At 72.7% G+C, this 24,873-nt stretch carries 23 protein-coding genes; 13 read left to right on the plus strand and 10 right to left on the minus strand.

All coding sequences use genetic code 11. The annotated features are described in order from the left end of the window. Positions 1-25: 25 nt before the first annotated feature. Positions 26-931 carry a hypothetical protein gene (locus ACQPYE_RS05700; protein WP_498719710.1) on the minus strand — a complete coding sequence of 302 codons (906 nt, stop codon included), beginning with the start codon at positions 929-931 and terminating at the stop codon, positions 26-28. A gap of 248 nt (positions 932-1,179) precedes the next feature. On the opposite strand from ACQPYE_RS05700, the gene ACQPYE_RS05705 reads away from it, so the two are divergent. Both ACQPYE_RS05705 and ACQPYE_RS05710 read left to right on the plus strand, forming a co-directional pair. After that, positions 1,180-1,359, plus strand: a complete 180-nt coding sequence (locus ACQPYE_RS05705) for a hypothetical protein (protein WP_498719712.1) — start codon at positions 1,180-1,182, stop codon at positions 1,357-1,359. A 109-nt stretch (positions 1,360-1,468) separates the two neighbouring features. Then, positions 1,469-2,692: a helix-turn-helix domain-containing protein gene (locus tag ACQPYE_RS05710; RefSeq protein WP_498719714.1), complete on the plus strand. Its 1,224-nt coding sequence runs from the start codon at positions 1,469-1,471 to the stop codon at positions 2,690-2,692. 50 nt (positions 2,693-2,742) lie between these two features. On the opposite strand, the gene ACQPYE_RS05715 is transcribed toward ACQPYE_RS05710, so the two are convergent. Beyond that, complete coding sequence (locus ACQPYE_RS05715; RefSeq protein ID WP_498719716.1) at positions 2,743-5,673, minus strand: AfsR/SARP family transcriptional regulator; 2,931 nt, start codon at positions 5,671-5,673, stop codon at positions 2,743-2,745. Between the two features lie 162 nt (positions 5,674-5,835). Here ACQPYE_RS05715 and ACQPYE_RS05720 point away from each other — a divergent pair, with 162 nt between their 5' ends. Further along, positions 5,836-6,417 carry a vWA domain-containing protein gene (locus ACQPYE_RS05720; protein WP_498719718.1) on the plus strand — a complete coding sequence of 194 codons (582 nt, stop codon included), beginning with the start codon at positions 5,836-5,838 and terminating at the stop codon, positions 6,415-6,417. Between the two features lie 86 nt (positions 6,418-6,503). Next, complete coding sequence (locus ACQPYE_RS05725) at positions 6,504-7,421, plus strand: hypothetical protein (protein WP_498719720.1); 918 nt, start codon at positions 6,504-6,506, stop codon at positions 7,419-7,421. Between the two features lie 19 nt (positions 7,422-7,440). On the opposite strand, the gene ACQPYE_RS05730 is transcribed toward ACQPYE_RS05725, so the two are convergent. Further along, positions 7,441-7,851, minus strand: coding sequence for a RidA family protein (locus ACQPYE_RS05730; protein ID WP_498719722.1), 411 nt, complete (start codon positions 7,849-7,851; stop codon positions 7,441-7,443). Between the two features lie 80 nt (positions 7,852-7,931). Between ACQPYE_RS05730 and ACQPYE_RS05735 the strand changes: the two genes are divergently transcribed. From ACQPYE_RS05735 to ACQPYE_RS05745, 3 genes are all read left to right on the plus strand, one after another. Continuing rightward, positions 7,932-8,306, plus strand: a complete 375-nt coding sequence (locus ACQPYE_RS05735; protein WP_498719724.1) for a winged helix-turn-helix transcriptional regulator — start codon at positions 7,932-7,934, stop codon at positions 8,304-8,306. Positions 8,307-8,447: 141 nt separating this feature from the next. After that, positions 8,448-10,463, plus strand: coding sequence for a cellulose binding domain-containing protein (locus tag ACQPYE_RS05740; protein WP_498719725.1), 2,016 nt, complete (start codon positions 8,448-8,450; stop codon positions 10,461-10,463). A gap of 301 nt (positions 10,464-10,764) precedes the next feature. Beyond that, positions 10,765-12,471 carry an RICIN domain-containing protein gene (locus tag ACQPYE_RS05745; RefSeq protein ID WP_498719726.1) on the plus strand — a complete coding sequence of 569 codons (1,707 nt, stop codon included), beginning with the start codon at positions 10,765-10,767 and terminating at the stop codon, positions 12,469-12,471. A 51-nt stretch (positions 12,472-12,522) separates the two neighbouring features. Here ACQPYE_RS05745 and ACQPYE_RS05750 read toward each other — a convergent pair whose 3' ends face one another. The 3 genes from ACQPYE_RS05750 to ACQPYE_RS05760 form a co-directional block, all read right to left on the minus strand. Next, on the minus strand, positions 12,523-13,206 hold the full coding sequence (locus tag ACQPYE_RS05750) for a dihydrofolate reductase family protein (protein WP_498719727.1): 684 nt from the start codon (positions 13,204-13,206) through the stop codon (positions 12,523-12,525). A 72-nt stretch (positions 13,207-13,278) separates the two neighbouring features. Then, entirely contained in the window at positions 13,279-14,523 is a 1,245-nt protein-coding gene (locus ACQPYE_RS05755; protein ID WP_498719728.1) for an RNA polymerase sigma factor, read from the minus strand. Then, on the minus strand, positions 14,520-14,891 hold the full coding sequence (locus tag ACQPYE_RS05760) for a YciI family protein (RefSeq protein ID WP_498719729.1): 372 nt from the start codon (positions 14,889-14,891) through the stop codon (positions 14,520-14,522). Before ACQPYE_RS05760 ends, ACQPYE_RS05755 begins: the two co-directional genes overlap by 4 nt. 185 nt (positions 14,892-15,076) lie before the next feature. Between ACQPYE_RS05760 and ACQPYE_RS05765 the strand changes: the two genes are divergently transcribed. After that, positions 15,077-15,964, plus strand: coding sequence for a substrate-binding domain-containing protein (locus ACQPYE_RS05765; protein ID WP_498719731.1), 888 nt, complete (start codon positions 15,077-15,079; stop codon positions 15,962-15,964). A gap of 15 nt (positions 15,965-15,979) precedes the next feature. Here ACQPYE_RS05765 and ACQPYE_RS05770 read toward each other — a convergent pair whose 3' ends face one another. Beyond that, on the minus strand, positions 15,980-17,131 hold the full coding sequence (locus ACQPYE_RS05770; protein WP_498719733.1) for a DUF1700 domain-containing protein: 1,152 nt from the start codon (positions 17,129-17,131) through the stop codon (positions 15,980-15,982). Next, positions 17,128-17,451 carry a PadR family transcriptional regulator gene (locus ACQPYE_RS05775; protein WP_123743866.1) on the minus strand — a complete coding sequence of 108 codons (324 nt, stop codon included), beginning with the start codon at positions 17,449-17,451 and terminating at the stop codon, positions 17,128-17,130. Before ACQPYE_RS05775 ends, ACQPYE_RS05770 begins: the two co-directional genes overlap by 4 nt. A gap of 189 nt (positions 17,452-17,640) precedes the next feature. Between ACQPYE_RS05775 and ACQPYE_RS05780 the strand changes: the two genes are divergently transcribed. Then, complete coding sequence (locus ACQPYE_RS05780; protein WP_498719735.1) at positions 17,641-17,958, plus strand: hypothetical protein; 318 nt, start codon at positions 17,641-17,643, stop codon at positions 17,956-17,958. Between the two features lie 61 nt (positions 17,959-18,019). Here ACQPYE_RS05780 and ACQPYE_RS05785 read toward each other — a convergent pair whose 3' ends face one another. Then, on the minus strand, positions 18,020-20,059 hold the full coding sequence (locus ACQPYE_RS05785) for a beta-galactosidase (protein ID WP_498719737.1): 2,040 nt from the start codon (positions 20,057-20,059) through the stop codon (positions 18,020-18,022). Positions 20,060-20,227: 168 nt separating this feature from the next. Between ACQPYE_RS05785 and ACQPYE_RS05790 the strand changes: the two genes are divergently transcribed. From ACQPYE_RS05790 to ACQPYE_RS05805, 4 genes are read left to right on the plus strand one after another with little or no spacing between them, the layout of a single operon-like run. After that, positions 20,228-21,514 carry an ABC transporter substrate-binding protein gene (locus ACQPYE_RS05790; protein ID WP_498719738.1) on the plus strand — a complete coding sequence of 429 codons (1,287 nt, stop codon included), beginning with the start codon at positions 20,228-20,230 and terminating at the stop codon, positions 21,512-21,514. 4 nt (positions 21,515-21,518) lie between these two features. Beyond that, on the plus strand, positions 21,519-22,448 hold the full coding sequence (locus ACQPYE_RS05795) for a carbohydrate ABC transporter permease (protein ID WP_498719740.1): 930 nt from the start codon (positions 21,519-21,521) through the stop codon (positions 22,446-22,448). After that, positions 22,445-23,278 carry a carbohydrate ABC transporter permease gene (locus ACQPYE_RS05800; RefSeq protein WP_498719742.1) on the plus strand — a complete coding sequence of 278 codons (834 nt, stop codon included), beginning with the start codon at positions 22,445-22,447 and terminating at the stop codon, positions 23,276-23,278. Before ACQPYE_RS05795 ends, ACQPYE_RS05800 begins: the two co-directional genes overlap by 4 nt. Before the next feature lie 7 nt (positions 23,279-23,285). Continuing rightward, positions 23,286-24,308 carry a LacI family DNA-binding transcriptional regulator gene (locus ACQPYE_RS05805; RefSeq protein ID WP_498719744.1) on the plus strand — a complete coding sequence of 341 codons (1,023 nt, stop codon included), beginning with the start codon at positions 23,286-23,288 and terminating at the stop codon, positions 24,306-24,308. A 3-nt stretch (positions 24,309-24,311) separates the two neighbouring features. Here the strand turns inward: ACQPYE_RS05805 and ACQPYE_RS05810 are convergent, their stop codons facing one another. Next, positions 24,312-24,872 (minus strand): HD domain-containing protein, encoded by a 561-nt coding sequence (locus ACQPYE_RS05810; protein WP_498719745.1) that lies wholly within the window; start codon positions 24,870-24,872, stop codon positions 24,312-24,314. Position 24,873 lies beyond the last annotated feature (1 nt).

Genomic DNA, 24,873 nt, shown 5'->3' on the forward strand with positions numbered 1-24,873 from the left:
GTGAGCGCCGCGCCTCGCCGCGCGGTCAGGCGACGGTCGAGGCGAGCACCGCTTCGATCCGCTGCCAGAGCGCGGTGAACAGCTCCTCCCGGCGGTAGGCGCGGGTCGAGCCGCTGCCGCCGAGCACCGAGAAGTCGTGCACCTCGAGCACGGCCGCGCCCACGCCGGTGTCGTAGACCGGGCGCGCCCAGCCGTTGGTGAGCGCGGCGGCCCCGTCCTGCCTGCCGAGCACGAAGTTCACCGTCTCGTCGCCGCCGATCCCGCCGCGCTGGAGGTCGAGCGCGTACACGGTGTCGCCCGACCGTTCCACCCGCACGGCGATGCGCGTCTCGCCGACGTGCGCGGTGCCGACGAACCCGTGCCGCTCCAACCCCGGCAGCGCCGCGGCGAACTGCGCGCCCAGGTAGCGCAACGTCGCGTCCTGCTCGGTGTAGCGGCTGAAGGTGGCGGGCACGACCGGCTCCGCGACGGCCTCCTCCTGCACCGTCGCCGGGACGGCGCCCTTGATCCCGGCCACGACCTCGGTGACCGGCGCGCGCTCCCGGCCGACCGCCTCGGCCGCCTCGATCCGGGTGGTCAACGCCTCGGCGAGCCGGTCCGGCGCCGCGCCGCGCACGTAGGCGACGTGCGGGTGCAGCAGGTCCGGTGGCACGACCACGTCGCCGAGCAGCACCGGCAGCACGTGCTCGGCGCCGGCCTTGACCGCGCGCAGCGCGGCCGTGGTGAAGTCGTCCACCTCCGACACGAACGGGACGAAGAACCGCACCCGCGCGTCCGGCAGGTCGCCGCCCTCCTTGTGCGCCCACCACTCGTGCGTGTGCTCGGGCCCGTGCAGCACGGTCAGCCCGCGTTGCTTGAACGCTTCGACCACCTCCTCCACGGCGGAGCGCTGCTCCTCGGCGAACGACACGGCGACGTCGTACTCGCTCACGACCGAACCTCCCTGTTCAACCCCGGCGCGGTGGCCGGTTGTCCTGGTCTGCGGGCACAGCATCCGCGCCGCGTGTCGACCAGAAGTGGACGAGGAGTGGATGCGCCCGTTGCCCGTTGCCCGCGCGGTCGGGAAACGGGCAACACCTGGCCACCCGCGTTATGTCGGTGAATCATTCTCGGTGAGGGCGGAAGAGTTCGAATAAATGCCCCGAAAGAATGTCAACCGATTCCCGTGGAGGATTCACCATGTCCAAGATCGTGTCTGATCTCGTGACCAAGGTCGGATTGTCGCTGGCGGTGCTGGGCGCCGTGGTCGCGGTGTTCGCGTCGGGTGGCGGCGCGTCCGCCTCGTCGTTCGACGAGTGCCCGCCGCCGGTGACCACCACCCTCACCGTCGGGCCCGACGGCAACCCGTGGTACGGGTGACCGCAGAAATGCGCCCGGTCGGCCGCGGAATTCCCGCGGACGGCCGGGCGATTGCGCCGGACCGGGCGCGGTGGTGTACTCGGATGTCGGCCGGACCAGGAGGCTTCAGGTGACCGGATCGTTTGGTGAATTACTCCGCGAATGCCGGGTGGCCGCGGGTCTGTCGATAGGGCAGCTGGCCAAGCGCGTGCACTACAGCAAGGGCCACCTCAGCAAGATCGAGAACGACCTGAAGCTGCCGCACGACACCATGGCGCGGCTGTGCGACAGCGTGCTCGACGCGGGCGGCGGCCTCATCGAGGCGGCCCGCGCGGCACGGGACCAGGCCGTCGAGCGGGTCGCCGGGGTCGGGCTCGCGCTGGACCGCCGCCAGGTGCTGGTCGCCGGCACGGGCACGGTGCTCGGGATGGCGCTCGCGGGCGGCCCGCGGCCCGCGGCGGACGAGCGGGTGGTGGCGGGGATGCGGACCTCGTTCGAGCACCTGCGCTCCCTGGGCATGCAGACGAGCCCCGTCGTGGTCCTCGAACCGCTGGTCGCCCTGCTGCGGACGGTGCACGCGCTGGCGCACGAGAACCCCGAGCCGGTCCGGGCCCGGCTGCTGCTGCTCGCCGCGCGGATCGCCGAGTACACGGGGTGGATGAACCAGGAAGCGGGCGACGAGCAGGGCGCGCTGTCGTGGACCCGGCACGCCTCGGAACTGGCGCGGGCGGGCGGCGACCGGGAGATCGTGAGCTACGCGCTCGTCCGGGAGGCCGGGCTCGCGCTCTACCGGCAGGACGAGGCCGGGACGATCGGGCTCGCCCGGCAGGCGCAGGACGTCGACCGGGCGAGCGCGCGGACCCTGGGCCTGGCGGCCCGCCGGGAGGCGCAGGGTCACGCCCTGGCGGGTGACCTCGGCGCCTTCGACCGCGCGATGGACCGCGCCGCCCACCTCCTCGACCGGTCCACCGCGGACACCGGGGCGTACCCGGTGCTCGGCTCGACCGCCCCGGACCCGGCGGAGCTGGCCAGGGGCTGGTCGCTGTGCGACCTCGGCCGGACCGGGGAGTCGGGGGCCGTGCTGGAGCGGGAACTGGTCCGGTTGCCCGCCACGTCCCGCCGGTCACGGGCCAGGTTCGGCACCCGGCGCTCGCTCGCCCTCGCGCTCGCCGGTGAGGTCGACCAGAGTTGCGTGACGCTGGCCGGCACGCTGGACGACGTGGCGCAGGTCGACTCGGCGACCGTGCGGGCGGACCTGCGGGAGCTGTCCAGGACGTTGGGCCGGTGGCACAACCACGGCGCGGTCCGGGAGGTCTACCCCGAGCTGCGACGCGTGCTGCGGCAGCGGTTCTGAGCGTGCCCGGCGGGTCGCGGTGACCCGCGGCCCGCCGGGCACGACGCGGTTCAGCGGCACGCGCAGGCCAGGCTCGCGTGCTCGGCCCGGACCTCGTCCGCCTCCGGCTGGCCGAGCGCGACGAACTCCGCCTCCGCCGCGTCCCAGTGCCCGGCGGCCTTGGCGTGCTGCCCCAACGCGTGCAGCGCCCGGGCGACGCCGTGGTGGGCGCGGGCGCCGTGCCCGCGGTTCCCGGCTCCCGTCGCCAGGTCCAGCGCCGCGTGGTAGGAGCGCAGCGCGCCCGACCGGTCGCCGCCGGCCTGCGCGGTCGCGGCCCGGTCGAGGAAGAGCCGGGTGCGCAGGTCGGTGTTGGACACGTCGGCCGCCGCCACCCTGGCCAGCTCGTGGTGGTGCACGGCTTCGGCCACCCTGCCCTGCGACCGGTGCACGTTGCCGGTGTAGTTCAGCGCGTAGGCCGCCAGGCAGTCGTCACCCAGCTCGACGGCCAGGTCGTGCGCCTCCAGGTGGGCGTCGAGCGCCTCGTCCGCCAACCCCAGCCGCTGCTGCACCGAGCCGAGGTTGTTCAACGCGTGCGCCAGCCCCTGCCGGTGGTCGACCGCGCGCAGGAGCGGCACGGCGGCCCGGTGCTGGCGCAGCGCGAGGTCCAGGTTGCCGCGTTCCTCGTTCAGCACGCCGAGCATGCTCAACGCGTGCGCCTGGCCGCGCCGGTCACCGCACCGCTCGAACTTCTCCAGCGCGGCCTCGAAGTGCCCGATCGCCTCGGCGTGCCGGCCGAGCTGCATCCGGGTGACCGCGAGCATGCTCAACGCGTCCGCCTCGCCCAGCACGTCGCCGAGCCCCCGCCACACCGCCAGCGCGCGGGTGGCCGGCTCCACCGCGTCCTCCAACCGCCCGAGCCGGTCGTAGGCGGTGGCCAGCCGGAGCAGCACGTGCGCGCGGCCGTGCTCCTCGCCCGGCACGGCGCGCACGGTCGCCCAGGCCAGCTCCACCGTCTCGACCCAGTCCTCGAACCGGCTCGTGGTGTGGAAGTGGCGCCAGATCAGCACCGCCAGCCGCCACACGTGGCCGGGCAGGTCGTGCCCGGCGGCGTAGTGGACGGCGGCGACCAGGTTGTCCCGCTCGGCCGCGATCCAGTCGGTCGCGGCCTGCTTGTCCCCGAACACGGGCACCACCCGGCTGGTGCGGTGCACGGCGGGCAGGTGGGCGCGGTCGAACGGGTAGGCCGCGCCCACCGCTTCGGCCAGCCCGACCAGGTAGAAGTCGAGCAGGCGCAGCAGGGCGTCGGTCCGTTCGGCGGGCGTGGTCGGCGACGGCTCGGCGGCGGCGAACTCCTTGAGCGGGTCGAGCATCCGGTAGCGCTCCGGTGCGACCTCTTCCAGCAGGCACACCTCGTGCAGGTCGTCGAGCACCGCGCGGACGCCGTGGACGTCGCGGTCGGCCAGGGCCGCCGCGCCCGCCACGTCCAGGTCGGGCCCCGGCAGGTGGCCGAACAGCCGGAACACCTCCTGCTGCGCCGCGTCGAGCTGCTGGTACGACACCCGCACCGCGGCGCCGTCCGCGCCGTCGCCGGTCGCGGGCCACGGCCCGCTGTCCTCCAGCTTCCGCAGCAGGTGCTCCAGCTGCCACCGGTCGTGCCGGCGGAACAGCGCCGCGGCCAGCCGGATCTGCATCGGCATGTGCCCGCACCGCTTGACCACCCCCGCCACCTCGGCCGACCGGCCGCCCAGCCGCGGCGGGCCGGCCAGGGCGCGGAACAGCGCGGACGCGTCCTCGGGCGGCAGTTCGAGCAGCCTCAGGTACGCGCCGGTGTCCGGCTCGCCCACCCGCCTGCTGGTCACGATCGCGAAGCAGCCCGACTCCTCCGGCAGCAGCGACCGCACCTGCTCCGGCGAGTGCGCGTTGTCCAGCACCACCAACGTCCGCGTGCCGTACAGCTCCGTCTGGTACAGCGTGAACTTCCGGTTCACCGACGCCGGGATCTGCTCGGGCGGCACGCCCAGCTCGCCCAGGAGCTGGTCCAGCGCGTCCGACACCGTCATGGGGGACACGTTGGGCGTGTACCCGTTGAGCCGCACCAGCAGCTGCCCGTCCGGGAACCGGTGCCGCAGCCGGTGCGCCGCCTCCACGGCCAGGCCGGTCTTGCCCACGCCCGGTCCCCCGCCCACCCACACCGCGCGCCGCTCGCCCGGTGTCGAGGCCACCGCCCCGATCGCCGCCAGTTCCGCGTCGCGACCGGTGAACCCGCCCTCCCGCGACGGCAGCGAGCTGGTCGGCTCGCCGCGTTCCGCGCGGGCGGCGAGCTTGCGCAGCTGCGGCCCCGGCTCCCAGCCCTGCTCGGCCAGCGCTGACTTGGTGGCGTGGAAGACGCGGCCCGCCTCGGTCCGGTCGCCGTTGGCGATCAACGCCCGCATGAGCAGCCCGGCGTGCTTCTGGCGGGCCGGGTCGGTGCGCACCACCGGCCGCAGCCGGTCCCGCACCGACCGGTGGTCGCCCGCGTCCAGCTCCAGCTCGGACAGGTCGCCCACCGCGTCGTAGTAGCCGTCGTCCGGCGAGATCACCTCGGTGCCGCCGACCCGGTCGTGGTCGATGTCCTCCAGGAACCGGCCCCGCCGCAGGTCGACGGCGGCGCGTAACAGCGTGATCGCCCGGCGCGGGTCCTCCGCCCGCACCGCTTCCGCCTCCGCGCGCAGCCGGTCGAACCGGACGGTGTCGAGCTGGTCGTCGTCGACCCGCAGCAGGTAGCCGGTCGGCGTCGTCTCGATCACCACGTCCGCGCCCTGGAACGCCTTGCGCAGCTTGTTGATGTAGCCGCGCACGAGGTTGCGGCGGTCGGGGTTGCCGCCCCAGACCACCTCCGTCAACTTCTCGGTGGACACCGGCCTGTTCGCGTGCAGCAGGAGCACGACGAGCACGAACCGCTGCTGCTGGTCGCCCAGTGACAGCCGAGCACCCCCGTGCCACGCCTCCAACGGACCAAGCATCCGAAATTCCACGCCGCCTCCTGGTTCGCGAGCTCGATGTCTACGACGCATGTCGCCCGAACGGCCGGATGTGTGTCGGCATCCGCCTCGGGTCCACTCCCGGTAGACAAGCACCCGCCACGCTCCGGCCGGTCCGCAAAAGGTGTGAGGTGGAGGAGCCGCATGGAATCCGATGTGCTGCCGTGCTACGTGGTGTGCGACGTGTCGCTCTCGATGACCGATCACCTCGACGAGGTGAACGCCGGCCTCCGCGAGCTCCGCGGCGCCGTGCACGCCGACCCGCCGGTCGCCGCGCGGGTCAGGGTCTGCGTGGTCGGGTTCGCGGCGACGCCGACCGTGCTGCAACCGCTGCGCCCGGCGGCGGAGCTCACCGACCTGAGCGGGGCGAGACCCCGGACGGGCACCAACTTCGGCCCCGCGTTCGCCCTGCTGCGCGAGACGATCGCGCACGACGTCGTCGCCCTGGAGGCGCGGGGCCTCCGGGTGCACCGCCCGGTCGTCTTCTTCACCTCGGACGGACGGCCGACCGACCCGGCGACCTGGCCCGAGGCGTTCGCCGCGCTGGCGGACCCCGCCTGGCCGCACCGCCCGACCGTGGTCGCCTTCGGCCTCGGCGCGGTCGACCGCGGCACGCTCGACCACATCGGCACGTCCCGCGTCTTCCTCGGCCAGGACGGCATCCGGCTCGGCACCGCGCTGGCGGTGTCGGTGACCGGGACGGCCCGGCGGACCGACCGCCTCTAGGCCATCCACGATGCGTCCACCTCCGGTCCACTGGCCCGCCGCACGCTGCACGGCGGAACACCGTGGAGATCGACGGGGGTGAGGCGATGAACGCGTACGCGGACCTGGTCCGGGAGCTGAAGTCGCTCCGCAAGGGTCGCGGCGTGCTGGCGGGCAGGATCGGGGACCGGGTGGGACCGACGCTGCGCGCGACCTGCGGGGTGAGCGAGGGCGACGCGCCGGGCGCGATCCGCCGGAAGGTGTCCGCCCGGCTGGAGGAGCTGGCCGGGCGGCTGCCGGCGGACCTGCGCCTGGCGACGCTCGCGGCGTTCGCCATCGACGCCGAGGCCAGGCTGCCGCTCTACCAGGACCGGGTGCACTGGGCGGCGGTGCGGATGGAGCGCGACCCGCGCACGGTCCGCCGCCGGGTCGACGAGGCCATCAACCACCTCGCCGAACTGGCCGCCGACGTGCCCCGGTCCCGGCCGGGTGGTCCGCCGGGCGGGTGGCGCACCACCGAGCTGCACGCCGTGCTGACCCTGGACCGGCCGCTGCCCGAGGTGATGGAGCGGCACCGGGTCGTCGCCGACCGGGACGGCCTGCGCGAGCTGGCCCTGACGCCGCCGCTGCCGCTGGACCGGCGCGACCTCGACGTGCGGGTGCTGTACGGCGGCACGCTGGTCTCCCGCGCAGGCCCGACCCTGGCCCTGCCGGCGTCGGTGGACGGCGGCGACTCGCACGACTTCGCGATCCGCTTCCGCCCACCGACCGCGCAGGCCCTGCGGTCGTACTTCGCGCACGTGCCGCGGCACCCGGTGGACCTGCTCGACCTGAGGGTCCGCTTCGGCGGCGCGCCCACCCCGCCGACCGTGTGGGTGCTGGACGGCGCGCACCGGCACGACGGCGCCGATCCCGCCGATCGCGGCCACCGGCACCCGGTGGACCAGGCCGGGGAGGTCCACCTCAGGTTCCGCCACCTGATGCCGGGTCTGGCCTACGGGGTGCGGTGGGAGGCGGGGGACTAGGCCGGGCGGGTCCCACGGGTCAGTCGAGGACCGCGAACGCCTCGACCTCGACGAGCACGTCCGGCTCGAACAGGTGGTCGACGCCGATCAGCGACGCGGGCGGGAACGGGCGGGGGATGCCCAGCTCGTCGGCGACCCGCTCGATGCCCGCCAGGAAGTCGCCCATCCGCTCCGGGCTCCAGCGCGTGACGAAGAACCGGAGCCGCACGACGTCGGAGAAGTCCGCGCCGGCGCCGGCCAGGCCGCGCGCGGTGTTGCGCAGGACCTGGGCGACCTGGCCGGCGAGGTCGCCGGTCGCGACCGGGTTCCCCTCGGCGTCGCGCGCGATCTGGCCGGCGACGTGCACGTGGCGGGTGCCCGTGCCGATCGAGACGTGGTGGTAGGGGACGGGCTGGAACATGCCCTCGGGGCTGAGCAACCGCACGGTCACGGGAAGTCCTTCACGCTGGTAGTGAGTGGTATCCAACGTCTACCTGGTACACGGAGGGAACTTCAACGAGACTAGGTGTCATGGTGGAAACCGCCCGACCGACCTCCGACGGCCCCCAGATCACCGCGCCGCACCGCGAGCTGCTCGACCAGGTGCTCGACAAGTGGTCGTTGCAGGTGCTCGACCGGCTGTGCGGGCGTCCCTCGCGCTTCAACGAGCTGCGCCGGGCGATCCCGCTGGTGACGCAGAAGTCGCTCACGACCACGTTGCGGCGGCTGGAGCGCAACGGGATGGTCGAGCGCGTCGTCGTGAGCTCGCGGCCGATCGCCGTGGAGTACCGCATCACGCCGCTCGGGACGACGTTGCAAGACCTGATCGACGCCCTCCTGCGCTGGACCACCGTCACCATGGCCGACGTCGAACAGGCCCGCGCGCGGTTCGACGCCGAGGTGTAGCTCCGCCGCGGGACACCCGGCGATCACCCGTTCGGCCGAGGGTGGCGAAGCGCTTCGATGCTGGTCATTGACAAGATCGAGGACCGCGTCGCACAGTTTGGGAGCGCTCCCAGTTCATCAACGTCGATGAGGAATCCTCTTATGAGACCGCGTCCCGTCGTGCTCCCGGCACTCGTCGCGCTCGTGGCCGCCCAGGTCGTGCTGACCGCGGGCGCTTCGGCGCAGGCCGACCCCGCCGCCACCGTCACGGTCAACACCAGGGCCGGGTTGGAGGTGGTGCACGAGGCCGCGACCGGGGTCAACCACGCCATCTGGGACACCCACCTGGGCAGTGACGCCGTCGCCGACCTGCTCAAGGACGCCGGCGTGAAGGCCATGCGCTACCCCGGCGGCTCGTACTCGGACATCTACCACTGGGCGGACCACACGGCTCCCGGCGGGTACGTGGCGCCCAACACCGACTTCGACACGTTCATGGGCGGCGTGCGGCGGGCCGGCGGGCAGGCGATCGTCACGGCCAACTACGGCACGGGCACGGCGGAGGAGGCGGCGGCCTGGGTCCGCTACGCCAACGTCGAGAAGCGGTACGGCGTGAAGTACTGGGAGATCGGCAACGAGAACTACGGCAACGGCCACTACGGCTCGGGCTGGGAGGCGGACGAGCACCCGGACAAGAGCCCGACCTACTACGCCACCCTCGTCCGCGACTACGCCACGGCCATGAAGGCGGTCGACCCGACCATCAAGATCGGCGCGGTGCTGACCACGCCGGGCGAGTGGCCGGACGGCATCGCCGCGGCGGGCGACAGCGGGTCGTGGAACGAGGTCGTGCTGTCGATCGCCGGCCCCGTGGTCGACTTCGGCATCATCCACTGGTACCCCAGCGGTGACACCGCGGCGCAGGTGCTGGCCAAGACCGACCGGGTGAGCGACCAGATCGCGATGGTGCGCGAGCAGTCGCGCCGCCTGGCGGGCAAGGACCTCGGCATCGCGCTGACCGAGGTGAACACCTCCTACGGCCGCAACACCCAGCCGGGCGCGCTGTTCGCCGCCGACGCGTACGCGACGATGATCGGCCAGGGCGTGTTCAACGTGGACTGGTGGAACGTCCACAACGGCATCGGCCAGGTCCGCGAGATCGCCGGCCACCCGGACTACGACGACTACGGCCTGCTCTCCAGCGGCAACTGCACCGCCGACGGCGCGGTGTGCCAGCCCGCGCTGAACACGCCGTTCGCGCCGTACCACGCGATCTCGATGGTGTCCCGCTTCGCCCGCCCCGGCGACCAGCTCCTCACCACCGCCTCCACCGACCCGCTGGTGCGCGGCCACGCGGCACGGCGCGCGGACGGCAGCCTGTCGGTGATGCTGATCAACCAGGACCCGGACGCCGCGAAGACCGTCGACCTGCGGCTGGCGGGCTACTCGGCCGCCGCCACGGCGACCGTGCTGACCTTCGCCAACGGCGACAGCGGCATCTCGACCGCGACCGGCCCGTCGTCCTCGGCGACCCTGCCGCCGTACTCGATCACCACCCTCGTGCTCAAGCCGACCGGCGCCGTGACCGGCCCGGCCGCGCCCGCCCGCCCGGCGGTGGACTCGGTCACCGACCGCACCGCCGTGCTGTCGTGGCCCGCGCCGCCCGCCGCCGTGAAGTACGAGGTGCACCGCGTCAACGGCGCGAACACCGAGCAGTGGGGCGAGACCACCGGCACGACGTTCACCGCGGCCAACCTCAAGCCCGCCACGGAGTACACGGTCAACCTGGTCGCCCGCGACAACGCGGGCAAGGTCTCGTGGTCCTCGCCGCCGCTGACCTTCACCACCGGCACGCCGGCCACCTCGACGTGCGCGGTGACCTACCGGGAGAGCACCAACTGGGGCAACGGTTTCGTGGCCGACCTGGAGATCGCCAACACCGGCACGACGCCCGTCGCCGGGTGGACGCTGACCTACACCTGGCCGACCACCTGGCAGCAGGTCTCCAGCGGCTGGAACGCCACCTGGACCCAGACCGGCCACCAGGTGTCCGTGGCCAACACCGCGACGCTGGCGCCGGGCGCCTCGACCACGGCCGGGTTCGTCGGCTCCTACCAGGGCCCGAACGTGCGCCCGGTGGCGTACTCGCTGAACGGAAAGCTCTGCACCACCCGCTGACCGGTGAGTTCCCGCTGCCCCCTGCCGACCTCGGTCGACAGGGGGCAGCGGCGTTTCGCCGAACGTTGTTCGTTCACATTCATGACCAGTGCGGGCCGCTTTTGTTCACGAGTGTGACCAGCGCGTATGCGAAGACGGAAAAGCGAATGCCCGGCGTTGACCGGATGTGCCGCAGCTCCTAGCATCCGAAGGGAAATAGCTTTCCCTGCCCGGCGGTCACATTTGTGAATCGGCGACGAGTCCGCCGGTTCCTGTCGTGCGCGAAAAGCCCCGTCGGAAGTCGTGTGGAAGTGGAGTCGGCATGAGCACATCGGAGCAGCCCGCAGTGGCGCGGGCTGTACGACCGAGGGTCGTCCGCAGTGGGTTGGTCGCGGTGGCGGCCGTCGCCGCGTTGGCGGCGACGCTCGCGGCCTGGCCCCTCGCCTCGCCCGCGCAGGCGGCGGTCGGCGCGGGCACCTACACCGTGAAGAACGTCGCCAGCGGGCACTGCCTGGACGCCGCCGGGTCGGCTGCCGGCACGCAGCTGCGGCAGCAGTCGTGCGGTGACGTCGCGGCGCAGCGGTGGTCGTTGACGGCGGTCAGCGGCGGGTTCCGGATCACGTCGGCCGCGACCGGCCTGTGCGTCGGCGTGCAGGACGCGTCGACCAGCGCGGGCAAGGCGATCCAGCAGCAGACGTGCACGGGCGGCTCCAGCCAGGTCTGGTCGGTGACCGCGAGCGGCAGCAACTACCGCGTGGTCAACGCCAACGGCGGCAAGTGCGTGAACGTCAAGGACAGCTCCACCGCGGTCGGCGCCCTGGTGCAGCAGAACTCCTGCGACAGCGTCACCTCCAAGCAGTGGACGTTCACCCCGGCCAACGGTGACACGACGACGACCACCACCAGCACGACCACGAGCACCACCACGACCACGACCACCACGACCACGTCGCAGCCGCCGGCCTCCGCCCTGTACGTGGCGCCGAACGGCACCGACGGCGCGGCGGGCACGCAGGCCGACCCGACCACGCTCACCTCGGCGATCAGCCGCATCACGGCCGGCGGCACGATCCTGGCGCGCGGCGGCACCTACCGCTTCGCGCAGACCGTCACCATCCCGCAGGGCAACAACGGCACGTCGGGCGACCGCACCGAGCTGTTCGCCTACCCGGGCGAAACGCCGGTGCTGAACTTCTCGGCGCAGGCCGAGGACCCGGCCAACCGCGGCCTGGCCGTGAACGGCAACTACTGGCACGTGCGGGGGATCGTCGTCGAGCGCGCCGGTGACAACGGCATCTTCGTCGGCGGCAGCAACAACATCTTCGAGCGCACGATCACGCGCTTCAACCGCGACACCGGCCTCCAGCTGTCGCGGATGCTGTCCACCACGCCCAAGGACCTGTGGCCGGCGAACAACCTGATCCTCAGCGCGGAGTCGCACGACAACGCCGACTCCGACGGCGAGGACGCCGACGGGTTCGCCGCGAAGCTGACCTCCGGTCCGGGCAACGTGTTCCGCTACGCCGTGGCGCACAACAACATCGACGACGGCTGGGACCTCTACACCAAGACCGACACCGGCCCGATCGGCGCGGTCACCATCGAGGACTCCCTGGCCTTCGAGAACGGCACGCTGAGCAACGGCGGCCAGGCCGGCAACGGCGACCGCAACGGCTACAAGCTCGGCGGCGAGGACATCGGCGTCAACCACGTCATCCGCCGCAACATCGCCTACGACAACGGCAAGCACGGCTTCACCTACAACCGCAACCTCGGCACGATGACGATCTCCGACAACGTCTCGATCGACAACGCCGAGCGCAACTTCACCTTCGACGGCGGCAGCTCCGTCTTCCGCAACAACACGTCCTGCCGCAGCGGCAGCGGCACCAACGACAAGATCGTCGGCAACGCGGACGGCTCCAACCAGTTCTGGAGCGGCGCGAACGGTTCCCGCTGCGCCTCCTACGCCGGCGCGCTGCGCTGGTCCTACGCCTCGGACGGGCGCCTGGTCGTCACGTTCGGGTAGACCCCTGTCCCGGTGCGGCGGGGAGTGGACCCCGCCGCACCGGTGACGTCCTCAGTTGCCGCGACCCCGGTCGTCCAGCACGAGCGGGGCGCGGCCTTCCACGGTGTAGCGGACGTGCGTGACACCCGGGGTGTGCAGGACCCGGGTGGGCGTCAGCTCGATGCCCTCCTCCTGCCCCAGCCCGAGGTCGGCGTCCAGCAGGCGCAGGCCGTCGCCGAGCACCACCGGCACGATGTGGAGCTCCAGCTCGTCCAGCAGGCCGGCGGCCAGGACCTGGCGGACCAGCGAACCGCCGCCGGCGACCGCGACGTCCTTGCCGCCGGCCACCGCCTTCGCCCGCGCCACCGCGCTCTCGACGCCCTCGGTGACGTAGGTGAAGCTGGTGCCGCCCTCGCGCTCCAGGGTCTGCCGCGGCCGGTGGGTCACCACGAAGACCGGCGCGCGGAACGGCGGCTCCTCGCCCCACGGCACCTCGCCGCCGTCGGCCATGCGCCGGCCCATCACGTACGCGCCCGCGGCCTCGAAGCTCTCCTGGATGACGTCGGAGTTCACGTCCCGCTCACCGCCCGCGATGCCCTGCCGCTCCCGCCACGCCATCGCGCCGATCGCCCAGCGGGTGACGCGGAAGAACGCCGCCGCCTCCGCCGAGTGCAGCCAGTCGCCGCCGCCCTCGTGGCGCGGTCCGGCGTAGCAGCCGTCGAGGGACACCGACAGCTGCGCGGTCACCTTGGTCATGGCTGCGTTCCTTCCTCCCGGCGACGCCCGACGGCGTCGCTCGGGAGGGGATCGGAGCCGACGACGCGACTTCTACGTCCGCTCGGAAGTTTTTTCGGCCGATGCGCAGCGGGCCGCCCGCAGGAGGAGGAACCGCTGCTCGGGGACGTTGCCGGCGAGCCGCGCGGCCTGCCGGAACGCCTCGCTCGCGGCGGTGCGGTCACCGGCCCGTTCGAGCAGGTGCGCCCGCACGGCGAGCAGCCGGTGGTTGCCGGCCAGCGCCCCCCGCGCCAGCTCGGCGACGACGTCCAGGGCGGCCCGGGGACCGCGCACCTCGCCCAGCGCGACGGCCCGGTTCAGCGCGGTGACCGAGCTGGGTGCCAGCCGCTCCAGCACGTCGTACAGCGCGAGGACCTGCGGCCAGTCGGTGTCCTCGGCGGTGGCCGCCTCGCTGTGCACGGCCGCGATGGCCGCCTGCACCTGGTACGGACCGACGGGGTGGGCGGCCAGGCTGCGGGTCACCAGGTCGGCGCCCTCGGCGATGGCCGCCCGGTCCCACCGCGACCGGTCCTGCTCGGCCAACGGGACCAGCACGCCGTCCGGGCCGGTGCGGGCCGCGCCGCGGGCCTCGGTCAGCAGCATCAACGCCAGCAGCCCGGCCGTCTCGCCGGAGTCGGGCAGCCGCTCGTGCAGCTCACGGGTCAGCCGCACCGCCTGCCCGGTCAGGTCGGGACGGCGCAGCCGCGGACCGGCGCTGGCGCTGTAGCCCTCGTTGAACAGCAGGTAGAGCACGTGCAGCACGACCGCCAGCGCCCGTTCGCGGTCGGCGGGCGGCTCGAACCGCGCGCCCGCCTCCAGCAGCCGCTGCTTGGCGCGGGAGATCCGCTGGCCCATCGTCTTGTCCGGCACCAGGAACGCGGCGGCGATCTCGGTGGTGGTCAGCCCGGCCACGGCCCGCAGGGTGAGCGCCATCTGGGACGGCGCGGTCAGCACGGGGTGGCAGCACAGGAACAGCAGCTCCAGCAGGTCGTCGCGGGCGGGCTCGGCGTCCGGCGGCGGCGCGAGCAGCGCGTCGCGCGGCACGGCGTCGAACACCGCCTGCTCCCGGCGTTCCCGCGCGGCGTCGGAGCGCACCAGGTCCACGTAGCGGCGTGCGGCGACCGTGGTGAGCCAGCCGAGGGGGTGTTCGGGGACGCCGTCGCGCGACCACGTGCCGGCGGCGTCGATCAGCGCCTCCTGCACGGCGTCCTCGCACCGCGCGAAGTCGCCGTGCCGGCGCACGAGGATGCCGAGCACCTGCGGCGTCACCGTGCGCAGGACGTGCTCGACGGCGGTCAAAGGTCGTCGTCGCCGTGCCGCATGAGGGGCCACACCTCCAGCCCGCCGCCCAGGCCGCGGCTGTAGCGAAGCGCCGGGTAGGACCGCGCGATCTCCAGGGCCCGCTGCTCGCTGTCGACGTCGACCACGAAGTAGGAGCCGACGTACTCCTTGGCCTCCAGGTACGGGCCGTCGGTGACGACGGGCGCGTCGCCGACCACGCGCACCGACCGGGGGTTCGCCACCAGGCCCTGGGAGTCGACCAGCTCGCCGGACTCCCGCAGGTCCGCGTTGAACGCGTCCACGTCGGCGACCAGCTTCGTGAACTCCGCCGCGTCCACGCTGTTCCACACCTGCTCGTTGCCGTAGATCAGCATCAAGTACTTCACCGCGTTGCCTCCGACCGTCGACTTCGGACGGTGGGGATTCTGCCGGCACCTCCGCACCTTCGAAACTTTTGCGAAAGGCTATCGCTACTTCAGGGTTTCCTGTGGCGACAGTCCGATAATCTTGGTGAATCGTTGCAGCTCAGAGCTTCATTGTGTTTCGTGGAATTTCCGATAGTGTCGGAGCTGTGAGCGCGCTGAAGATCCTCGAACGCACGTGCCTCGTGCGCCGGGCGCGGAGTGACCGGCCGCGCCCTCCCGCACCGCTGGTGGAACTGGTCTTCCCCGCCCTGAACAGCGCGTGGGCCATGGAGGTGATGCGGGGCGTCGTCGACTCCGGGTTGGACGTCGTGCTGTCCTCGGCCACCGGTCGCGGCACGTCGTGGGCGACCGACCTGGTCGACGCGCGGCGCGCCGGCGTGCTGCTGGTGACGTGCCCGATCAGCGCGGCCGAGGAACGGGTGCTGGCGCGTGCCGGCGTGCCGCTGGTGCACATCGACCCGGTCGACGCGGCCACGCCGGACCTGCCGATCGTCGCCGCCACCAACCGGGCGGGCGGCGTCACGGCGGTGAAGCACCTGCTGTCGCTCGGGCACCGGCGGATCGGCGTCGTCGGCGGCCCGCCCGACGTGCTGTGCAGCCGGGCCCGGCTGGCCGGCTACCGCTTCGCCCTCGGCCGCGCCGGCATCGCGCCCGACACCGCGTTGGTGCGGCACGCCGACTTCACCCGCGAGGGGGGCCGGCGCGAGGCCGCCGAACTGCTCCGCCTGCCCGACCGCCCGACGGCGATCTTCGCGGCCAACGACGAGCAGGCCCTCGGCGTGGTCGAAGCCGCCCGCGCCGCGGGCCTGTCGGTGCCCGCCGACCTGAGCGTCGTCGGCTTCGACGACCTCCCCGCCGCCCGCCGCTGCACCCCGTCCCTGACCACCGTCCGCCAGCCACTGGCCGCGATGGGCGAGCAGGCGGGCCGGATGCTGTCCGGGCTGATCGCCGGCCACCCGCCGGCGACCGACCGGGTCGAACTGGCCACCGACCTGGTCGTCCGCGACTCGACGGCCCCGCCGACCCCCTGGTGACGGGGCGCCGTCGCGTCAGCCCGTGGTCGTCACCGTGGTCGGCGCGGTCGTCGTGGGCGCGGTTGTCGTGGGCGCGGTCGTCGTCGGCACGGGTGACTGGGTGACGGTCGACGGTGCCGTGGTCGTGGTGGTGGTGCTGGTGGGCACGGTCGGCATCACGACGGTGAAGGGGACGCCCGGCTCTTCGTGGCAGCCCTTCTCGTCGTGGACCACCTGCGGGCGGGGGTAGCGGTTGTCGTTGCGGCTCTCGCTCTCGCAGCCGTACCACGGCGCGTTGAGCGGGCGGCCGTCCTCGTCGTAGAGGTGGACGTCGGTCAGCGGCTTGCCGTCCTTGTCGAACACGTAGATGTTGCCGCGGGCCTCCGGAACCGGCGGGGTGTAGGAGTACGAGCTGCTGACGGGGTAGCTGTCGAAGTTCGTGAACAGCCTGCCGAGGAAGAGCAGCAGGACGCCCAGGGCGAACCCGGTCGAGGGCAGGCTGATCCACAGCCACCGGCGGTCGGTCTTCGCCTTCGGACCGGCCACGAGCGACAGCGCGGCCAGCACCAGGGCCACCAGGAACGTGCCGTCCGGCCGGTGCACCATCATGCCGCCACCGGCGACGAGGAGCGCGCGCACCACCCACCACAGCGGCTGGAAGGGGCGCAGGCCCGCGAACGCCTGCTGCGGGTCGGACTTCGCGGCACGGGCCAGCACGTCCTTGACGGCGACGGCCTCCGGCAGCTGCGCGACCTCCGCCGACAGGCCCTTCTGCCGGAAGACCAGCACGGTGGCGAGCGCGGCGCAGAGGCCGACCAGGACGGTCGCCTCCACGATGTCGCCGCGGGTGGCGGCGAAGCCGAACGCCACCACCGTGGCGGCGACGAGGCTCCAGAACGCGAACCTGGCCAGGACCACCTGCCGGTCGCCGGTAGCCGGCGCGGGGGTCGCGGTGGGGGAGGGGTACCCCGCCGCGACCCGCAGTTCCTCGGCGTACGCGCGCGGCGTGCCGAGCCGGTCGATCAGGGCGGCGGCCGAGAACTCGTCGCCCATCTCCTCGGCGACCTCGACCACGTGCGCGCCCGCGTCGTCCATGATCTCGGCGACCTCGGCGGCGGGCAGGTCGGACAGCACGTCGCGCATGGCGTCCAGGTAGTGCTTGACCTCGGTGTTCGTCTGCGTGCTCATGCACCCTCCCCCAACAGGTCGTCCAACGTCCGCGCGAACGACTTCCAGGTCTTGCCGGATTCGAGCAGCCGTTCCCGGCCCGGCTCGTTGAGGCTGTAGTACTTGCGGTGCGGGCCCTCTTCGCTGGGCACGACGTACGACGTGAGCAGCCCGGCGTTGTAGAGCCGGCGCAGGGTGCCGTAGACCGATGCGTCGCCGACGCCGTCCAGGCCGCCCTGGCGGAGCCTGCGCAGCACGTCGTAGCCGTACCCGTCCTCCTTGCGCAGCACGGCAAGGACGGCGAGGTCCAGCACCCCCTTGAGCAGCTGGCTGGTGTCCATGCGCTTCTCCCCGGTGGTGTGCGGTGAAGGGTACTACGGTATGCGCAGTACCGCGCAAGAGGGGGTAGTCGGATCCGCTGCCCCCGGTCGTGTGGTTTGCCCGGGCGCTCAAGCGCTCGACGGCACGATCATGGTCCTGGTGTGGTGCTCTGAGCGGGCAGTAACCGTTCAGTGACAGGGAGACATGACATGCGACGACTGATCCTCGGAGCCGTGGTGCTCGCCGCCGGCGCGGTGGTGGGCGCGGTGGGCGGCACGGCCGCCGCGACGGTCGAGATGTCCGGCGCCACGACCACGTGGACCGCGATGGACGACCCCGGCTTCACGTGCGAGCGCATCGAGGACCAGGGTGATCGGATCGCGGCGTACGGCTGCGAACCCGTCCCCGAAGGCGAGTTCGCCGGGCCGTTCACCGTGGAGGACGGCAACGAGAAGTTCGTGTGCGGGTACGGCGTGGCCTACGCGGACGACGGTCTGCTCGGCGATGAGTGCCGGGCGATCGACTGACCGGTCGGCGTGCTGACCGGGGTCGTCCGGCCACGCGCCCGGACGACCCCGGTGGACCCGCTCAGGTCCGGAGCACGGCCGCGCCGCCCGCCGGGACGGTCAGCTCGGACTCGCAGCGCTGCCCGGTGAGCAGCTCGGTGCCGGACGCGGCCAGCCGCACCTCGGCGTCGGTGTGGTTGAGCACGAACAGGTAGTCGGCGTCGGCGCCGCTGCGGCGCACCACCTCCACGTCGCGCGGCAGGTCGTCGCGCGCCTCGACGCCGGCGGCGGGGAAGACCTCGCGCAGCACCGCGTCGAGCGCCGCGCCGCGCAGCCGGGTCGAGACGTACCAGGCGGTGCCGGCCCCGAGGCGGTGCCGCGTCACCGCCGGCCCTCCCGCCGCCGGACCGTCCACGTAGGAGCGCACGGTCTCCGCGCCGGCCGGCCGGATGTGCTCGGCCCACACGTCACCGCGCAGCCCGCCGTCCAGCGAGACCTCCTCGCCGGCGCGCAGCGGCAGGAACTCCTCGACCTCCAGGCCGAGCACGTCGCGCAACGCGCCGGGGTGACCACCGGGGTGCACGGTGTCGTTGCCGTCGACGATGCCGGAGAAGTACGACACGACGAGCGTGCCCCCACCGGCCACGTAGTCGTGCAGCACCTTCGCCGCCGCCGTCGACGTCAGGTAGAGCGACGGCACCACCACGAGCCGGTACCCGGTCAGGTCCGCCTCCGGCGCGACGAAGTCCGCGGTCAGCCGGGCGTCCCACAGCTGCTCGTAGAACGCGCCGACCCGTTCCCGGTACGACAGGTCCACCGAGGGCCGCCAGTCCAGCTCCAGCGCCCACCACGACTCCCAGTCCCACAGCACGGCGACGTCGGCGCGCACCACGCTGCCGCGCACCTCGCGCAGCGCCCCGAGGTCGCCGCCCAGCCGCACGACCTCCTGCCACAGCCTGCCGCGCGTGCCGGAGTGGGGCAGCATCGCGGAGTGGAACTTCTCCGCGCCGAAGCGGGAAGCCCGCCACTGGAAGAACATCACCGCGTCCGCGCCGCGCGCCACGTGCGCCAGGCTGTTGCGGCGCATCTCGCCGGGCCGCTTGGCGATGTTGCGCGGCTGCCAGTTCACCGCGCCGGTGGAGTGCTCCATGAGCATCCACGGCCGCCCGCCCGCCACCGCGCGGGTCAGGTCCGCCGACATGGCCAGGTCGATGTGGTTGCGGTCGGCTTCGGCGGTCAGGTAGTGGTCATTGGCCACCACGTCGACCTCGCGCGCCCAGCGCCAGTAGTCGATCGACTTGCAGTTGGTGGTCATGAAGTTCGTGGTCACGGGCACGGTCGAGTGCTCGCGCAGGATGTCGCGCTCGGCGGTGTAGCAGGCCAGCAGCTCGTCCGAGCAGAACCGGGCGAAGTCCAGCTCGTGCGCCGGGTTGCCGGTGGTGCCGGACGCGCGCGGCGGCTCGATCTCGGCCCACTCGCCGTAGCGCTGACCCCAGAAGCTGGTGCCCCAGGCCGCGTTGAGCGCGTCCAACGAGCCGTGCCGGGCGCGCAGCCAGCGCCGGAACGCGGTGGCCGACTCGGGGCAGTAGCACGCGCCGACCGGCGCGCCGTACTCGTTGTGCACGTGCCACAGCGCCACGGCCGGGTGGTCGCCGTAGCGCGCGCCGAGCCGCCGGGTGATGGTCGCGGCGGCCTGGCGGTAGGCGGGCGCGCTCGGGCAGAACGTCGCGCGCGACCCGCGTTCCAGCTCCGTGCCGTCCCGGGTGACCGGTCTGATCGCCGGGTGCGCGCGGTAGAGCCAGGCGGGCGGCACGACGGTCGGCGTGGCCAGGTTGACCGCGATGCCCGCGCCGTGCAGCAGGTCGAGCAGCCGGTCCAGCCAGCCGAAGTCGAACTCGCCGGGCCGCGGCTCCAGCGCCGCCCACGCGTGGATCGCGACGCTGACCAGGTTGACCCCGGCCCGCCGCATCAGCTCGACGTCCTCGACCCACACCTCCTCCGGCCACTGCTCGGGGTTGTAGTCCCCGCCGTAGACGAGCCCGTCGACGCCTACCGGCATCCGCGGTGCGAACGGGTCCCCGGCGGCCCGCTCGTCGGCCTGGCGAGGCGCCACAAATGTCATGAACACTCCAGCGGCTGTGAACGTGCACGGTCTTCTTGCAGATTACGGTGCAGATAAGACAGGGTGTCAAGTGGTTGACACGCGTCACCTCGGGACAACTACTGTGCACGTTCACAGCGTGGTTCTCGCTGGCAGCGGCGTCAGCGACGCGGAACCCCCGGAGACCTCATGCGACTCGACATCGCGAAGAAGGCCCTGGCACTCGGACTCGGCCTCACCCTGCTCGCGGGCTGCGGCGGCGGCGCCGAGGAGACCGCCGACGGCCCGGTCGAACTCTCCTTCTGGGCGTGGGCTCCCGACATCGACAAGGTGGTCGACCGGTGGAACGCCGCCCACCCGGACGTCAAGGTCGTGGTGAGCAAGCAGGCCCAGGGCGACGACCTGGTGACCAAGCTCCTGACCAGCGCGAAGGGCGGCAACCCGCCGGACCTCGCGCAGGTGGAGTACCAGGCGCTGCCGACTTTGGTCAGCAACGACGTGCTGGCCGACATCTCCGAGCACGCCGGGAGCGCCAAGGACAAGTTCGCGCCGGGCATCTGGGACCAGGTCACGCTCGGCGGCAGCGGCGTCTACGCCGTGCCGCAGGACTCCGGCCCGATGATGTTCTACTACCGCGCCGACCTGTTCCGGCAGTACGGCCTCACGGTGCCGACTACCTGGGACGACTATGCGCAGACCGCCCGTGACCTGCGGGCCAAGGCCCCGGAGAAGGCCCTCGGCACGTTCTCGTCCAACGACCCCGGCTGGTTCGCGGGCCTCGTGCAGCAGGCGGGCGGGTCGTGGTGGTCGGTCGACGGCGACGCGTGGAAGGTCTCCGTGGACGACGCCGCGACCAGGAAGGTCGCGCGGTACTGGAGCGGCCTGGTCGCCGAGGGCGCGGTCGACAAGTCGCCGATGTACACGCCGGAGTGGAACAAGGCGCTCAACGACGGCACGCAGATCGGCTGGCTGAGCGCGGTGTGGGCGCCGGGAGTGCTCAAGGGCAACGCGGAGAGCACGCAGGGCAAGTGGGCGATGGCCCCGATGCCGCAGTGGGACCCGGCCGAGCCGCGCACCGGCAACTGGGGCGGCTCGACCACCGCCGTGACCGCAGGTTCGAAGAAGCAGGAGGCGGCCACCGAGTTCGCGCTCTGGCTCAACACCGACCCGGCCGCCGTCGAGGCGCTGGTGACGGTGAGCGGCATCTACCCGGCGGCCACCTCGGCGCAGCAGGCGCAGGCCAAGCCGCCCGCGTTCTTCCCGAACCAGCCGGACTTCCACACCGAGGCCGCGAAGATCGCCGCCACGTCGTCCGGCTTCACCTGGGGGCCGAACGTCAACGTCACCTACACCGCGTACAAGAACGCGATGGGCGAGGCGATCAGCGCCGGCGCGGACCTCGTGCCCGCGTTGGCGAAGATGCAGGCCGCGACCGTGGACGACATGAAGGCCAACGGCTTCACGGTCGGCGGCTGAGCTCGTGCCGTCGAAGCGTGCGACCACGCGGGGTGGCGCGGCGCCGAAGCTGGCGCCGTACGCCTTCGTGGCCCCCGCGGTGGTGTTGTTCGTGCTGGTGTTCGCGCTGCCGATCGCCTACACGGTGTACCTGAGCCTGTTCCGCACCGAGGTCAAGGGCCTGGGGCTGGGGCGGGGCAGCCGGTCCGAGGTGTTCGTGGGCCTGGACAACTACGCGCGCGCCCTCACCGACGCCGAGCTCGGCGCGGGCGCGCTGCGGGTGCTCGCCTACGGCGCGGTCCTCGTGCCGACGATGCTCGGGCTGGCCCTGGTGTTCGCGCTGCTGCTGGACGAGGACCGGGTGCGGGCCCGCGGGTTCGGCCGGATCGCGATCTTCCTGCCGTACGGGATCCCCGTCGTGATCGCGTCGCTGCTGTGGGGGTTCCTGTACCTGCCGGGGACCAGCCCGCTCAACCAGCTGCTGCGCGCGTTGTCGCTGCCCGAGGTGGACCTGCTGTCGCCGACCGGGATCTACTTCGCGGTGGCCAACATCGCGGTGTGGGGCGGCGTCGGCTACAACATGGTCGTCCTCCACACCGCGCTGCGCTCGATCCCGCGCGACCTGTACGAGGCGGCCCGGATCGACGGCTGCTCGCCGTGGCAGGTCGCGCTGCGGATCAAGGTCCCGCTGCTGGCGCCCGCGCTGGTGCTGACGTCGCTGTTCTCGATCATCGCGACGCTCCAGGTGTTCGCCGAGCCGACCACGCTGGCGCCGCTGACCAACTCGCTCTCGCTCACCTGGACGCCGTTGATGAAGGTCTACCAGGACGCGTTCGGCCGCGGTGACCTCTACTCGGCCGCCGCGACGTCGGTGCTGATCGCGGTGGTGATGTTCGCGATCTCCTTCGTGCTGCTGCGGGTGACGCGGTCGCGGGCGTTCGGGGGTGAGCGGTGAGGGCGCGCCTCGGCGGCCTGCCGACGTTCGTGCTGCTGGTGGGCGCGGTGTACTGCCTGTTCCCGGTGGCGTGGGTGGTGGTCGCCGCGACGAAGAGCACGGGCGAGCTGTTCGCCACGACGACGTTGTCGGTCGGGTCGTCGCTGGCGGCGAACCTCGGCGAGCTCGGCTCCTACCGCGACGGCGTGTTCTGGCGGTGGATGGCGAACTCGGCGCTGTACGCGGGCGTGGGCGCGCTGCTGTCGGCGGCGCTGTCCGGCGTCACGGGGTACGCGCTGGCCAAGTACGCGTTCCGGGGCCGGGCGCTGATCTTCAACGCGCTGATCGCGGGCGTGCTGGTGCCGGCCGTGGTGCTGGCCATCCCGCAGTACCTGCTGATGTCGGAGATCGGCCTGACCGACACCTACCTGTCCGTGCTGCTGCCGAGCGTGATCAGCCCGTACGGCATCTACCTGGCCCGCGTCTACGCCGCCGCGTCCGTGCCGGAGGACGTGGTCGAGGCGGCCCGCACGGACGGCGCGAGCGAGGTGCGGATCCTGGGCTCCATCGCGCTGCCGATGATGGTCCCGGGCCTGGTCACGGTGTTCCTGTTCCAGTTCGTGTCGATCTGGAACAACTTCATGCTGCCCTACATCATGCTCGGCGACGACGGGAAGTTCCCGGTCACGCTGGGGCTCTACACGATGCTCAAGCAGGGCAACACCACGCCCGCGCTCTACACCCTGGTCGTCACCGGTTCGCTGGTGTCGGTGCTGCCCTTGATCGCCCTGTTCCTCACGTTGCAGCGATACTGGCGCATCGACCTGCTCTCCGGAGCGGTGAAAGCATGAGGGAGCCATGAGCGTCGAGCGCAGCAAGGCGGCGCGGAACCGGCCGACCATCCACGACGTGGCGGCTGCCGCGGGGGTGTCGCGCGGCACGGTGTCGCGCGCGCTCAACGGCGGGCGCAACGTGAGCCCGGCCGCGTTGGAGGCCGTGCTGAAGGCCGTGCGGACCACCGGGTACGTCGCCAACCCGGCCGCGCGCAGCCTCGTCACGCAGCGTGCGCACTCGGTGGCCTTCGTGCTCACCGAACCGCAGCAGCGGCTGTTCGAGGACCCCAACTTCAGCATCCTGCTCCAGGGCTGCACCCAGGAGCTGGCCGAACTCGACGTGCCGGTGCTGCTGATGACCGCCAGCACCGAGGTGGAGCGCAAGCGGACCAGCCGGTTCATCGCCGCGGGCCACGTGGACGGCGTGCTGCTGGTGTCGTCGCACACCGGCAACCCGCTGCTGGAGGAGCTGCGCGACTCGGGCATCCCGGTCGTGGCCTGCGGCAAGCCGATCGGGCACGAGGGCCAGGTCGCCTACGCGGCGGCCGACGACCGCTCGGGCGCGCGGCAGATGGTCGAGCACCTCCGGTCGCGCGGGCGGCGGCGGATCGCCACCATCACCGGCCCGCCGGACACGCCCGGCGGCGTCGAACGCCTCGCCGGCTACCACGACGTGCTCGGCCCCGACGCCTCCCCGGACCTGATCGCGCACGGCGACTACAGCCGTGCGGGCGGCGAGGCGGCGATGGCCTCGCTGCTGGAACGCGCGCCGGACCTGGACGCGGTGTTCGTCGCGTCCGACCTGATGGCGGCGGGTGCGCTCAACGTGCTGCACGACTCCGGCCGCCGCGTGCCCGAGGACGTCGCGGTGGGCGGTTTCGACGACTCCAGCATCGCCACCTCCACCCGGCCCGCGCTGACGACGGTGCGGCAACCGTTCCAGCGCATCACCCGCGAGATGGTCCGGCTCCTGCTGGAGCAGATCCAGGGCGAACCACCCGCCGCCTCCATCCTGCCGACCGAACTGGTGGTGCGCGCCTCGACCTGACGCCTACCGGTCACGCCAGGCGAGCGGCGAGAGGGTGAGCGCGGCCTCGGCGATCCGGCGTGCGGTCTCGGTCCGGAGACTCCCGCGGGCGGAGTCGATCCACCCGTCGACCCGTCGCACGCCGGTGTCGCGGTACTCGACGGCCTGGAGCAGCATCTCCAGCTTGTCGGCGTCGCTCGCGCACCGCGCCTCGCCGGACTCCTTCGCCTCGTACTCCTCGACCGCGTCCCGAACGACCCGGCGCGACCTCTCCGGCAGCCGCTCCGTCTGGTCGGCCGTGATCGCCTGGGGATCGGGCTTGGCGACGTACCCGCTGATCGTGTGGGGCAGGTCCCCGGTGCGGGTCTCCTGGGTGTCGTGCCACAGGGCGAGGAACGACGCTCGCACCGGATCGGCACCCTCCTCGGCCGCGATCAGCGCCGCGAGCTGGGCCACCCGCATCGTGTGCTCGGCCACCGACTCGGGATCCCGCACCCCCGCGTGCCACCACCCGGCCCGGCGCATGCGCTTGAGCACCCCCAACTCGTACCCGAAGGCGGCCAGTGCGGCGGCGTCGTCTGACACG

Origin of the sequence: Actinosynnema sp. CA-299493 (genome assembly GCF_050946825.1) — a bacterium.
Lineage (GTDB): Bacteria > Actinomycetota > Actinomycetes > Mycobacteriales > Pseudonocardiaceae > Actinosynnema.

Bases quoted from the DNA above. Each gene is read 5' to 3' on its own strand.
- ACQPYE_RS05705 (WP_498719712.1), top strand. From the start codon at position 1,180: ATGTCCAAGATCGTGTCTGATCTCGTGACCAAGGTCGGATTGTCGCTG.
- ACQPYE_RS05715 (WP_498719716.1), bottom strand. From the start codon at position 5,673: ATGCTTGGTCCGTTGGAGGCGTGGCACGGGGGTGCTCGGCTGTCACTG.
- ACQPYE_RS05720 (WP_498719718.1), top strand. From the start codon at position 5,836: ATGGAATCCGATGTGCTGCCGTGCTACGTGGTGTGCGACGTGTCGCTC.
- ACQPYE_RS05725 (WP_498719720.1), top strand. From the start codon at position 6,504: ATGAACGCGTACGCGGACCTGGTCCGGGAGCTGAAGTCGCTCCGCAAG.
- ACQPYE_RS05735 (WP_498719724.1), top strand. From the start codon at position 7,932: ATGGTGGAAACCGCCCGACCGACCTCCGACGGCCCCCAGATCACCGCG.
- ACQPYE_RS05740 (WP_498719725.1), top strand. From the start codon at position 8,448: ATGAGACCGCGTCCCGTCGTGCTCCCGGCACTCGTCGCGCTCGTGGCC.
- ACQPYE_RS05745 (WP_498719726.1), top strand. From the start codon at position 10,765: ATGAGCACATCGGAGCAGCCCGCAGTGGCGCGGGCTGTACGACCGAGG.
- ACQPYE_RS05750 (WP_498719727.1), bottom strand. From the start codon at position 13,206: ATGACCAAGGTGACCGCGCAGCTGTCGGTGTCCCTCGACGGCTGCTAC.
- ACQPYE_RS05770 (WP_498719733.1), bottom strand. From the start codon at position 17,131: ATGAGCACGCAGACGAACACCGAGGTCAAGCACTACCTGGACGCCATG.
- ACQPYE_RS05775 (WP_123743866.1), bottom strand. From the start codon at position 17,451: ATGGACACCAGCCAGCTGCTCAAGGGGGTGCTGGACCTCGCCGTCCTT.
- ACQPYE_RS05780 (WP_498719735.1), top strand. From the start codon at position 17,641: ATGCGACGACTGATCCTCGGAGCCGTGGTGCTCGCCGCCGGCGCGGTG.
- ACQPYE_RS05785 (WP_498719737.1), bottom strand. From the start codon at position 20,059: ATGACATTTGTGGCGCCTCGCCAGGCCGACGAGCGGGCCGCCGGGGAC.
- ACQPYE_RS05790 (WP_498719738.1), top strand. From the start codon at position 20,228: ATGCGACTCGACATCGCGAAGAAGGCCCTGGCACTCGGACTCGGCCTC.
- ACQPYE_RS05805 (WP_498719744.1), top strand. From the start codon at position 23,286: ATGAGCGTCGAGCGCAGCAAGGCGGCGCGGAACCGGCCGACCATCCAC.